This window comes from Alteromonas sp. ISO5, from assembly GCF_058105165.1.
This window is the reverse complement of record NZ_CM176572.1, coordinates 4145331-4158316: the sequence shown is the minus strand read 5'-3', so window position 1 is coordinate 4158316 and position 12986 is coordinate 4145331. Positions and strand designations below refer to the sequence as shown.

10 protein-coding genes are annotated in these 12986 nt (G+C 45.4%); 4 read left to right on the top strand and 6 right to left on the bottom strand.

What is annotated here, in order from left to right; all coding sequences use genetic code 11:
- Nucleotides 1-135 precede the first annotated feature (135 nt).
- Together AC2T0J_RS18600 and AC2T0J_RS18595 are read right to left on the bottom strand one after the other, a co-directional pair.
- A complete protein-coding gene (locus AC2T0J_RS18600) occupies nucleotides 136-519 on the bottom strand; it encodes a MerR family transcriptional regulator (protein ID WP_489807244.1) in 384 nt (127 codons plus the stop codon).
- 89 nt (nucleotides 520-608) lie between these two features.
- Nucleotides 609-3212 carry a LuxR C-terminal-related transcriptional regulator gene (locus AC2T0J_RS18595; protein WP_489807243.1) on the bottom strand — a complete coding sequence of 868 codons (2604 nt, stop codon included), beginning with the start codon at nucleotides 3210-3212 and terminating at the stop codon, nucleotides 609-611.
- 276 nt (nucleotides 3213-3488) lie between these two features.
- On the opposite strand from AC2T0J_RS18595, the gene AC2T0J_RS18590 reads away from it, so the two are divergent.
- From AC2T0J_RS18590 to AC2T0J_RS18575, 4 genes are read left to right on the top strand one after another with little or no spacing between them, the layout of a single operon-like run.
- Complete coding sequence (locus AC2T0J_RS18590) at nucleotides 3489-5693, top strand: TonB-dependent receptor (protein WP_489807242.1); 2205 nt, start codon at nucleotides 3489-3491, stop codon at nucleotides 5691-5693.
- 4 nt (nucleotides 5694-5697) lie between these two features.
- On the top strand, nucleotides 5698-6180 hold the full coding sequence (locus AC2T0J_RS18585; protein ID WP_489807241.1) for a GAF domain-containing protein: 483 nt from the start codon (nucleotides 5698-5700) through the stop codon (nucleotides 6178-6180).
- Nucleotides 6181-8250, top strand: a complete 2070-nt coding sequence (locus AC2T0J_RS18580) for a hydantoinase/oxoprolinase family protein (RefSeq protein ID WP_489807240.1) — start codon at nucleotides 6181-6183, stop codon at nucleotides 8248-8250.
- A 2-nt stretch (nucleotides 8251-8252) separates the two neighbouring features.
- Nucleotides 8253-9899 carry a hydantoinase B/oxoprolinase family protein gene (locus AC2T0J_RS18575; protein WP_489807239.1) on the top strand — a complete coding sequence of 549 codons (1647 nt, stop codon included), beginning with the start codon at nucleotides 8253-8255 and terminating at the stop codon, nucleotides 9897-9899.
- An 81-nt stretch (nucleotides 9900-9980) separates the two neighbouring features.
- Here the strand turns inward: AC2T0J_RS18575 and AC2T0J_RS18570 are convergent, their stop codons facing one another.
- The 4 genes from AC2T0J_RS18570 to AC2T0J_RS18555 form a co-directional block, all read right to left on the bottom strand.
- A complete protein-coding gene (locus tag AC2T0J_RS18570) occupies nucleotides 9981-10850 on the bottom strand; it encodes a hypothetical protein (RefSeq protein WP_489807238.1) in 870 nt (289 codons plus the stop codon).
- Nucleotides 10847-11776, bottom strand: a complete 930-nt coding sequence (locus AC2T0J_RS18565) for a hypothetical protein (protein WP_489807237.1) — start codon at nucleotides 11774-11776, stop codon at nucleotides 10847-10849. The genes AC2T0J_RS18570 and AC2T0J_RS18565 overlap by 4 nt, the downstream gene beginning before the upstream one ends.
- Before the next feature lie 90 nt (nucleotides 11777-11866).
- Nucleotides 11867-12100 (bottom strand): IS66 family transposase, encoded by a 234-nt coding sequence (locus AC2T0J_RS18560; RefSeq protein WP_489810369.1) that lies wholly within the window; start codon nucleotides 12098-12100, stop codon nucleotides 11867-11869.
- 239 nt (nucleotides 12101-12339) lie between these two features.
- A complete protein-coding gene (locus tag AC2T0J_RS18555; protein ID WP_489807236.1) occupies nucleotides 12340-12906 on the bottom strand; it encodes a phosphoribosyltransferase in 567 nt (188 codons plus the stop codon).
- Nucleotides 12907-12986 lie beyond the last annotated feature (80 nt).

Here is a 12986-nt window from a genome sequence, read left to right as displayed (position 1 = left end):
GCGAGATGGCCATAACAAACAGCAATTAGGATTGTCGACGTTTTTAGAAAACTACGCCTTGATTTGTTTGGCATTTCCTTGTTTGTCAGCACCGTAACACCATTCATTGCTCTACCGTGACTCTTAGGCTACAGCTTAGAGTTTACTCTCAGTCAAGCATTCTTTTTCCTCCAGCTCGGATTGATAAAGATTAATCTTATCTTTAAGTTTTTCGAGATGTAGTTGCTGTGTTTGAATCTGCTCACTGAGCTTTGATGAATGGGCCTTGAGTATGGCATGTCGCGAAGCTAGTGTGGCTTTCCCCTGTTTGCGCAACTCCGCATATTCGCGTATTTGTTTAATCGGCATCCCTGTGTCTTTCAGGCGTTGGATAAATTCAAACCAAACTATATCTTTTTCCTGGAAATACCGGTGTCCACTCGATAATCGGTGAATATCATCCAGTAACCCCACCTTGTCATAATAGCGAATGGTATGAGGACTAATATTCAGTCGCTTCGAAAATTCCGATACATTCATAATGCTCTCTCTTTAACGGCTAGTCATACATATTATTACGTTAATCAGGCCCTGAGTGCATACAGCCCGTGGTATTGCCGATGGGATAGTTATTGTAAACGTTGTGTGACGAGCCCGGTATTAAGCAGAAGCGTTATTGCCTGCGCTCGTTTATTCACACAGAGTTTCTTAAAGAGTTTCTTGAGATGAAATTTCACTGTGTTTTCTGAGATGCCAAGCTGATTGGCAATTGCCTTATTTGAAAGCCCCTCACATAACAAATCTGCAAGCTGAGATTCGCGATGTGATAGCACTAATGCGTTTTGATGTCGAACAGCGCTTCGTTCAGATTTTTGTGCTCTGTAAGCTTCAATTAACTGACGAACCATTGGGTTGCACTCGTGCCAATAATGATTGCGTATCTGTCCGATAATCCCTTCAAATGCGTCGGGTAATAACATTAACACTTGCACCAGATTATGTGTATGCACCTGCTCAAGCAAAGCAATTGCTGTGCTACAAGCTTGTTCAGAATAACCTTGGCCGTGTAAGCAAACACATTTTAGCCCTTGTGAATAAGCAAACTCAAATGGCGCATGAATGTTGTGTGACTCCTGACAGCTGTATTCTGCGTATTCGCAGGCTTTGCTTAAAAAGTGCTTTTTATAGAAATACAAACACAGTGCATTAGCCAATGTGAGTCTGATTGACCAGTGTACAATGGCATCTTCCTGCTTTAACAATCCTTCCCAGGGCAACACTGAATCTGGCAGTTCATTGGTTAACACCGCCACTTTTAATGCTGATATATTGAGGTATTGACGCAATACGGTAAACCGTCTTTTACGCGCAACAATCAACCCTCTTTCAATATGCTCCCGGGCCTGTGTGACATTATTATTCAACAGAGCAATATCTATCGCAGCCTGATAACAAACAATATATAACTCCACCCAACAATCCATTGATTCCAGTACTGGCAAGCATGAGCCAAGCGCCTTGCTTGCCTCCTCCTGCTGGTTTTGCTGGTAATAAACCAACGCCATACCAGCCTGCGACATATATTTAAGTCCGGTATCAAGTCCAAATAGCTGTTTAGACATGTCTTCTGAACGTGTAAAAATATCTTTCGCTTCGTCTAAAAAACCGCGGTATAACAGGCTCAGACCACAATGAATTAACAGATAGTTCACCCCCACCTGACACTGTCCGAGTTGCATCTGAGTAATGGCCTGGCGAGCGTAGTGTTCGGCTTTTTTAAACTCACCAATATGGTTGAAACTAATCACTACAAACGCCAGGAGAGTTGCATGCCGGACGTAGTCGTCCTCTTGCAGCGTACCGATCAGCGCCTGACACTCTTTGATCCTTGCCAATGACATTTCTTCACTACGGTAAGTCGATAGCAACACATCAATAGTATGGACATCTTTATGCAAATCATTGCCGGGTTCAATGCCTTCAACCAATTGCCTGGCGAGTTCAAAATACTCCAATGACGCATACAACTGACCAAACTTAATGGCCAGGTAGCTTTTTAATAAACTTAGGGTTACCGAAGACGAAATAATATCGGTAGAAAATTGATTGACCAGAGACTCTGCAATCCCAATTCCTTTTGTCATAACAATTTGCCACCCTCCCCCTTGCTTTATCAATTCTATGGCATGCTCGGGTCTATCCGCTTTAATAGCCTGTTTAACGGCTTCTAACACTTCATCTCGTATCACATACCAGGCGGATGCTCTTAAGCGCATGTCCCTGATAAAGTGACTGCCATATGTCTGCAGTGCTTTTTTTTGCAAAAATGACGCAAATAAGTGGTGAAAACGAAAAGAAAATTGGGCTTCATTGATCGGCAATAATAGAGCGTACTCCGTAAACAGCGGTTGCAGAATTTCCAGGCTGTTGTCACGTTGCAGCATGTAATCTACCTGCTGTGCACTAAATCTTTCCAGAAAGCAAATCCCCAGAATGATTTCCTGCGTTTCATCAGCAAGTGAGCTAAACACTTGTTCTTCTAAATAGCGATTGAGCATTTCACTACTGCCAGCAACGATATCACGGTAATTGCTTTGCGGGCGCTGACGATACCATATGCTGGCAAGCTGGGCTGCAACAGGCCATCCTTCCGAACGCTCATAAAAGGCATTCAGATCCTCTTCATTCATAATTTCACCCAGTAATTCCTGTACCTGAGTCCGGGAGAAACGTAAGTCACTGGTTTCAAGCTGCAAGGCCGTTCCTGACACTATTAAATGGCCGATATTCATGTTCGGGGTGACTCTTGAGCCCAGCAGTAAGTGGAGACCGGTTGCCTTGATGCTCAGTAATTCCTCGACAAACTGAAGTATCCGCCGCGAACGAATATGATGAAAGTCATCAAAAATAAAGACCACAGGCCTGGAATACTTAATCAGGGCATCCAGAATATCCTGACTAAAGTTATCGAGCATCTGACTGTTTGCATTGTTGCTCGATTGAAGTGATGTCCAGCTAACAATATTCAGATGGGCCATTGCAGCACTGATCAATCGGAAAAACTGATTTTCCTCGTTATCTGAACTTTCCAAAGAAAACCAGGCTACCGTAACATCACTGTCCTGCGCTGCTACATGTGCCGCATATTGCGACAAAAATGTTGTCTTACCATACCCTGCGGGACTTACTACCTGGGTTAGCAACAGCGGTCCGGCGGTATCAATTTTAGCCATTAGATCACTACGCTGACAGACCTTTAAGTGCTGTCTGGGAGGTGTGAATTTTTGCTGAATCAGTGACGAGTCCTGCATAGCGATGGAAGCGTATCTACCTTGTATGACGGCTGGGTTTAGCCCATTTTATGTAACTACCCAAACGGGTAGTGCTGATTTTATCCTACCCCTTCGGCTTGTAGTCATCAACCACTTATTTTCATACGCTTGCTTTCAACCGGTTGTGGCATAAACGATCGCCCCAACCTGCGAAAAATAATATATGAGGATAGATCCATGCACACATCGCCCCATCCTAAACCCACAAAGCTGCGCATCGCGATACTCAGTGCGTTATTCGGCGCTAGCGCAACTTCAGGCATTGCTCTGGCGCAAGAAGCGCCGCAGGATAAAAAAATGCTTGAAGTTATTGAAGTTACTTCACGTCAACGGGTAGAAAGCATTCAAAATGTGCCAATTGCTATCACTGCTTTTGGTGCGCTGGAAATTCAGGAAATGGGGATCGAGCGGCCGTCGGACTTTATTGGTTTAACGCCCAATGTGACATTAACCGAAGCGCAAAACGCAGGGAGTAGTTTCATCACCATTCGGGGTCTCTCTCAGGTAAGGAACGGCGAATCGCCCGTTGCCATTTCGGTTGATGGTGTTTTACAGGTGAGTCCGAATCAGTTTAATGCCGAATTGGTTGATATTGCCCAGATTGAAGTCCTTAAAGGTCCACAAGGTGCCTTGTATGGCCGTAATGCTATCGGTGGGGCAATTAATATTACCACTAAAATGCCGGATGACTTTACAACCGGTTTTGCCGAACTCGATTTAGGTAACGGTGGACTACAAATGTTAACGGCCGGTATCTCTGGCCCGGTAACCGAGAATTTCAGGTACCGTGTTTCCGGCGCGGTTAAGACTTTCGATGGGTTAATCGATAACGTATATCTTAATACTCCCGTTGATTTCCAGGATGAGAGTAGTGCCAGAGGGCGTTTTGTGTGGGATATTAGCGATACCTTTAGCGCGGATCTAAGACTAAACTATATTGATACGGATGGTGGTGCACTTAACTATGTGTATCAGCCCTTGTTCGGTATAGATGACGCCAATGATACTACTGTGGATATCGAGGCGAATAACCTGGGCCAGAACGAAAGGACGATTTCTTCAATCGCCTTAAAGCTTGACTGGCAGGTGGCGGTAGGTACCGCTACTTTTACCGCAGCACAGGACACCATCGAAGAATATATTGCCGGCGATCAACTCCCCTACTCTCGCTACAACTCACTCACTTCGCTGTTTGGCGAATATGTGCTGGACGGCACTCAGACTCAGTATCTGGATACCAACGCCGATAGCTATGAACTCAGGTTTACCTCAGATAGTGATAGTCGGCTACGCTGGATTGCGGGTGTGTATTCCCTGCAAACTGATCGATTTATCTCATCGTCTACCGGCTATGATCTGGGATTAGGTATCAATCGCATACAACGGGATCCCGGCTTGGCCACAGCATCTAATCCGCTGACCAGCTTTTTAGCCGATGATAACGACAATACTGCACAAGCTGTATTCGCCCAGATTAACTATGATCTGACCTCTACTACTGAAGTGACTGTCTCCGGCCGGTACGACAAAGACGAACGTGAGCAAACCAATAAAGCGCCGCTGAGTTTTGACACTAACAGTGGTGAAGTACGCAAGGCTGAGTTTTCAAAATTCCAGCCCAAAGTTTCAATCGTTTATAAAGGTATTGAGAATATCAGTCTTTATGGTTCCTATGCTCAGGGCTTTCGCAGTGGTGGCTTCAATCAAAGTGGCGTTGGTGAAGCAGCTGAGAGTGTTGGCCTGGTAGGCGTCAATGATTTATACAAAGCCGAAGAAACTGAAAACGTTGAGATTGGCCTGAAAGCGAAACTGCCAGCATTAAACGCCCAGTTTAACGCCTCTGTGTTCCACAATACCATCGACAATCAACACTATTACCTGTTTGTTGGCGATGTTGGCGCCCAGGTACTGACGAATATTGATGAAGTTGAATTGTCAGGTGGTGAAATTGAATATAAACAGCAAATAACCAATGCGTTGTCATTTTATGTCAATGCCGGAATCACCGATAGCGATATCAAGGCCTATTCACTTGAGCCGGCAGCCATCGGTAATAAAGCGCCTTATGTAGCCGACTACACCTTTAATACCGGGTTCAGCTATTTAAAGCCAGTTTTCGATGGTTGGAGCGGCTCTTTCAGAGTGGACTGGGAACGTCGGGGGGCACAGTACTGGGAACCCAATAACACGACTCAGCGCAGCGCATTAAACCTGGTCAGTAGCCGTGTTGGGTTGTTAAGTGACGATGGCCAGTGGAGTGTTTTTCTGTGGGCCAAAAACCTGCTTGATGAAGAATACAACGCTGAGTACGTTTTAGGTGGTTTTGTTCAACCTGGCATACCACGATCGTATGGCGTTGAGGTTCGTTGGGATTTTGAGTAACACGATGCAATCTATCAGCTTGAATACCGCCTTTGAAACTCGCCCCTTAGCCCAGGCTTGCGAAGTGTTGAATCAACACCTCGCAAGGGCCTGCCCAGTGGGGTTGTTTACCCTCAGTAAAGTAGACGATGAGCGGCAATTGGCGACCCGGGTTTACTCATCCAATGAAATCGTTTATCCGCTATCCGGTACCAAGTCATATCCGCAAAACGCCTGGACTGATAAAGTCATTAGAGACAAACAAATCTTTGTGGCGAATTCACTGGCGGCGATTAAGGACGTTTTCTTCGATTACGAAACCATTGCTGCGTTGGGGCTCGGTGCGGTAATTAATCTGCCGGTAATGATCAATAAGCAGCTAATAGGTTCAGCGAATATTCTCGCCGCCGAAGGACAGTATGGCCCTGCTCAAATCAATACCCTGCAACAATTTTACCCGTGGTTTACTTCAGCCCTGTTACAGTATTCGTTAGATAAAGGTATCTGAATGATGAAAAATTATGTCTCCACCGATGTGGGGGGAACGTTTACAGATTTGGTACAGTTTGTTCAGGATGAACAGGGACACCAGATAATAAAAACGTCCAAATCAGACACAACACCGCCAAATTTTGAGCAAGGCGTGCTCAATGTTATACACAAAGCCGGAATAACACTATCAGATGTCACTATGATGACTCATGGTACAACGGTCGTCATTAATGCTCTAACTGAGCGCAAAGGCGAAGTCACTGCATTAATTACTACTCGTGGTTTTAGGGATGTGTTAGAAATTGGGCGCGGTAACCGCCCCGACTTTTTTAATCTTAACTACTGTAAACCAGAACCCTTCATTCCGCGCAGTTTGCGCTTTGAAATCACCGAGCGAATCAACCATCACGGCCATATTGAAACACCATTGGCATCGTATGAGCTTGACGCGCTAATCGTTCAACTCAGTGAACAACAAGTGAAATCAGTCGCCATTTGTTTGCTGAATGCTTATTGTAATCCGGTGCATGAGCAACAGCTCGCCGATATACTAAAAAAGGCCAAACCGGACTTGTCTGTGATTACGTCCAGTGAGATATGTCGGCAATGGCGCGAGTATGAAAGAACCAGTAGTACAGCCCTTGCCGCTTATGTTAAACCCACTGCCGAGCGATATTTACAGCACCTTCAGGATGGCCTGCATGCCGATGGATTTAACGGCAAGCTTTACGTCATGCAGTCGAACTGTGGCGTAGACACACTGGCAGCGGCTAAACAAGTGCCTATTACCATGGTTGAGTCGGGCCCTGCGAGCGGTGTAGCAGCAGCTGCATACATTGGCCGTTTGATTGGTGAAACCAATATTATCGCCCTGGATATTGGCGGTACAACGGCAAAGTGCAGCTTAATTAGTGAAAGTGCCCTGCCCATTACGTCGAACTACTACATCGAACGTAACCACAAAAGCGCAGGCTATCCCATTATGGTACCAGTGGTTGACCTGATTGAAATTGGTAATGGCGGCGGTTCCATCGCCTGGTGTGATGAATTTAACCGTTTACATGTGGGACCTCAGAGCGCTGGAGCCAGCCCTGGCCCCGTTGCTTATGGGCGAGGCGGTACCGGCATAACCACTACAGACGCTAATCTGGCCTTAGGTCGCATTAACCCGGACTTTTTCTGCGGTGGTAGTGTGACGGCCGATATGTCGCAAGTCGATAAGCACCTTGACCAACTCGCGCAACAGCTTGACTTATCTGCAGATGAACTTGCCCGGGGGGTCGTTCGTATTGCCAATAATAATATGGTTAATGCGTTGAAACTGGTCTCGGTAAACCGTGGCCACGATCCGCGGGATTTTGCGTTGGTTGCCTTTGGTGGGGGCGGTGCTATGCATGCAGCGGCGCTAGCGAAAGAATTAGGCATGAAAAAAGTCATTATCCCGGCTAACGCAGCAGTGCTCTCGGCATGGGGAATGTTGGTATCAGATTTACGCCGCGATAAATATTTAACTTACATAACACCCTGGCAAGCACAAACACTGCCGCAAATATCTGAACAGGTAGAGCAGCTATGCCGTGAATTATTACACGCCTTCAACGCCGAGAATATCCGCGAAGATCAGGTTGAGTTTAAGGTTTATGCGCGTCTGCGATATCAAAACCAGGAACACGCCATAGAAGTTGAGATGGCGCGAACTCTTTCGTCTGATCAATTACAACAGGTAGCCAACAATTTCCACCAGGCCTATGAACAGGAATACTCCTATCGTTTGGACGTCCCTATAGAAATGATTGGTCTGCATGTTTGTGCCTCTGTCGATGTCGGCAAAATTATGATGATGCCGTTGAACAAAACCGGCCTGGACATTACGCAAACCATTAAAGGTGAGCGTTGGGTCGATTTTGATGATGACGGCCGCCATAAAACAACCCTCTACGACGGTGATTTAATGGCTCCAGGTATGCAACTGACCGGCCCCGCTGTCATTGAGCAATCTGGCACAACAATCGTTATTCACCCCCAGCAATGTGCTGAACTTGATGAATATGGCAATGTCATTATTTATTTGCCCGAGGAAGTTTAATTATGAAAATTGACGCGATCACGCAGGAAATTATTCAAAGTTCACTGCGGGCAACCAGTGAAGAAATGTTCTTAATGATAGCTAAAACCGCCATGAGCCCAATTATTTATGAGGTGCTGGATATGGCGACAGCAATAACCACCGCTGAGGGGGAACTGGCCAGTGCAGGCTCAGGGATCCCTGCATTTGTTGGAGCTCTGGATAAAACGGTGCAGGTTATCATTGCTAAGTTCGGCCTTGAAAACATTAAAGACGGTGATATCTATGTGACGAATGACCCCTATTTCGGTGGCGTCACCCACCTCAATGATGTGATCTTTGTTAAACCTGTCTTTGCCGAACAACAGTTAATTGCATGGACTGCGAATATTGCGCACTGGAATGATGTATCAGGAAAATCCGCTGGTTCAATGAGTCCGGATGCCAGTGATATATACCAGGAAGGGATCCGTATCCCGGCAATTAAAATATTTCAGGACGATCAACCTATTGATAGCGTACTGGATATTATTACCCACAATTCACGTATGCCTGACTTTTTGCAAGGTGACTTATGGGCCCAGATTGCTGCACTTCGGCTAGGCACTCGCCGTCTGCAAGAGCTGTCTAAAAAATTTGGTGTTGCCCTGTTTCTTGCTGCGCTAGACAACTATCTGGACTTCGGTGAAGCGAAGGCAAGAACAGCAGTTTGCAATCTGCCTGATGGTACCTATCAACTGACAGAGCCACAGGACGACAACAGTCAGCTGGCTGTTTCTATTTCCGTTAATAACGAGCACCTGACCATTGATTTAACCCAGGCACCTGATCAGGTGTCCGGTCCATTGAATTTGTCCCGCGATGGTACCCTGCTGGCCTGTCGAATGCTGTTATTATCGCTGGTTGGTGACCGCGATGTAACTAACGGAGGTTCGTTCAGAAACCTTGAGGTAATTACTCGTCCGGGCTCTATTTATGATGTTGAGTCACCCGGTGCCTGCGGCATTTATTTTGAGACTATGATCCGTCTTAACGATGTATTATGGCGGTGCCTGGCTGAGCAAATTCCAGGCGCGTTACCGGCAGGCAACTTTGCATCAATATGTGCCACCATTTTAGGGGGGCAACACCCTGATAGCGGCCAGCATTATTCGATAGTGGAGCCCGAGATGGGGGGATGGGGAGCAAGTGCTATGGGCGACGGCGCTAGTGCCGTATTTTCGGCCATGCATGGTGACACATTTAATTGCCCGGCAGAAATTGCCGAAGTCCGTTATGGCGTAGCGGTTGATCAGGTTGCACTCAACCCCGAAGAATGCGGAGCTGGCGAGTACCGCGGTGGCAAAGGTATCGTTGTGGATTACCGTATTAAATCGAACGATAGTTTCTTAACCTGCGCTTATACCCGCTCTGTTGTGCCACCCTGGGGTCTCAACGGTGGGTTCGATGGTACGACAAACCGAATAGAGATTTTGCGTCCCCAACAGGCCCCCACCCGTCATGCCATGGAAAGTGAGCTCAGATTGCAGGCTGGTGACACAGTACGAGTGATTACGGCTAATGGCGCTGGCTACGGCGATCCGAAAAAACGCAATCGAAAAGCACTTCAGGACGATATTCGAAATGGCTATATTTCAAAGGACTATGCAATTGAGGTGTACGGCTGGTAACCGCTGTAAGCAAACTTCACTCGCCAGAATGAATGCCCTTATCCAAGGGCATCAGCGACAATAAAGAATAGCCTTTCTTAGCTACGGTCTTTTAGGTGCATTTAAGGCAAAACTAGCAAGGCCATACTCGTTAATGGCGTCGAAGGCTTCTATCGATAGATCCGGGTTTTCTAATATGATCAATTTTCTGCCGTATAAATTGTGTTCTTTAAGCGTGGCGGCGTAATATTTTTCAAAATGCTCACTAAATAAACCTTGTGCTATCGCTCTTTGTAGCCCCAACTGTAAACGTTTATGAATTCTGGGATGATTCACACTCACAAAAGCAAAGTCAGCCTGCGGGTAGATAATTGATATATGCTTATCGACCTTGAGTTCATACTCCTGATAAGTTACCAACTCCTGATCAACCTCATGCATGCTTCGTAAAAAGCAATCAAAACGTCCTTTATGTAACATAAGGAACAATTGTTCGTACACAGGACTATGCATAACCTTTAGCCCATTGTATTCCAGTATTTCTCTGTCCGGCCAGTGCGAACCTACCCCAACAACAATGCGATTATTCAGAAAGTCAGTTAATGATGTTATTTTTTTCAGCGACCTGGCGTTTTTATTTTGCAAACACACTCTGAATCCGAGTAATCCTCTGTCCAGTGGAACATAGATTGGTAGGCCCTGCCTTTCACGTTCGCTGCTAATGCCTGCAACCATTACGTTAAGGAGTTCACCTTCTGCCAAACTAATAAATGCCCGACCTTGTTCAATCACCCGGGATGGTCGTATTGTGTAAGGTCCGAATTCCGGCTCACTTAATTTGGCAGCCATCTCTATAATCTCAATTAACGCGGTTTTTTCATAGGTTCTGTGCCAAACGACGATATCATCAGCACCATACGCAGAGCGCGTTGCAATAAATATAAGAAAAAGTAAAACTATCGTTCGCATCATTGTTTATTCTGGTGATTAACGAAACTGAATATCCCATACTGATTTATGCTCTTTAACGCACCTGAAGACAGTAAGGGGCTATGTAAAAATAATATCTTGCGCTCGTAGAGTTGATTATCTGCTATCAGTTTTCTGAAATATTTATCATAAATCTCCTGAAATGAGCCGTCAGCATAAGCTTGTTCAAGCCCAAATCGAACTGCCTCAACAAGAGCCACCGCATTTTTACGAAAATACAGTATGTCAGCTTGAGGGTACACCAATACAAGGTCGGTTTCGATATGGAGATCATTAGCCTCCGCTAATTCTGACTGAATCTCAAAAATACTTCTCGAATAACAAACGTTTTGGTTTTGTCTGGTATATTCGAGGCGTTCGGCATGGGAATTTAGTTCAACTATAGGAATGTTATTTGACCGCAAAATTTCACTATCGGGCCAATTCTCGTCAGTGACGATTTTTAACGATAAGTGCTTAAAGTCCGCGTTTTTATTGACTAAAGAATAGGCCGGTTGGGCGGCTTCGTTGATAAGGCAAAGTCTGACGCCTAACAATCCACGTTCAAGGGGGAAATACAAAGGAATAAGGCCTTCCTCGCGCGCTAAATTTGTTGCGGATATCATGGCATCAAATCCGGCTTCATCATTCTGGAGCCGTTCAAACGCTCGCTGATAACTTTTAGCGTTGGCAGGTATCAGTTCTATTTTACCAAACCGGGATTCTGCTTTAAGCAACGCATTGGATATCTGCGCTTTGTAGACGTCAAATTCGAGATTGTCTGACCACAAATACAATTCGCGAACTTTAAGCTCTTCTGATAACGCATTCAGGCACACCGCCATGTTGATTATGACCAGGACTAGAGCCCGAATCAAACCTGTCAGCCCCCACTTTTTTTGTGAATGTCGGTTTTTTTTGCAGTTCACCGGGCTAGTCCATAATGTAATAGGCTGGCTATTAATTATATAACATATTAAAACACTTTAAATGTAAGCGCCGGTTATCTCACTTAGCGCTTAGCAAACAGCCATGGTATTAGTTCTTCGATATTCGTATCTGGCTGGCGAAGTAACTCCAGGCTTTTTTCCTGTTGTTGTGCGTAGCGGGCTCGGCGTTGCTACGTGGCAGAGTTTCTGGATATGATTCCGTGCCCAGGTGGCTTTACCACTGCCTTTACTATCAGTTCCTTTCTTTGCATTCATGAACTTGCGTCTAGCATGGGCTCGGCAGCCAACAAATGTGGCCTGTATTTGTTCGTAGCCCTGATGCCATCAATTTGCAGATAACCGTTATAACCGGCAAGGACGTCAACGGCGAAATAGTGATATCCATGCAAGTACACATAAAATCAAAGCTCTGTTGCGATACAACCTGTTTGCACGTTGGCGGCAGTACTGAACTATCTTCATACGCCCAGATGGTCCAAATGGGTAAAAGAGCATTATATTCTGTGTTACAAAACATTCATTTTCGCTAACGTTAAACAACATTATTGCTGAAGATGTACTTTAAGAATTTCATACAGCTCGGGGCGTTCTGTGGCTATCTCTTGAACGCTCAATCCTTCTAACGAATGCGGGTATTTTAACCACTCCCGGGTTTCATAGAGGTAATAATCCGGAACCAGGTTCGTTTTTTTTCGCGCGGGTTTGTAATACGGTACCGCAACGCGAATATCTTGTGGTGTGTTGAGTCGGCACAGGTCGTTTATTTTTTGAATAATGGCTTCAACGGAGCGACCACTGTCAAAGACGTCATCCACAATTAATAACTTGTCCTGATACTGGATATTTTTAACCAGATAATTTAAGCCATGCACTTTGACTACTTTAGCCTGATCGTCAATGCCCTGGTAGGATGAAGTCCGAATAGCGATATTATCGGTTTCAATACCATGAAACGCCAGATATTCCTGAACGGCAATGCCAATGGGTGCACCACCACGCCATACGGCAATGATAAACGTTGGCTCGAATCCGGAGTCGTAGACTTTGGCCGCCAGTTTAAATGAGTCGTCCAACAATTTCTGCGCATCTAAATATGTTTTGCTTTTCATCACTTATCTCAAATAAAAGGTATTAACTATCCGGCTAGTCAAATGCTATGGTAGCTTTAACATGGCATTGTGTCACATTG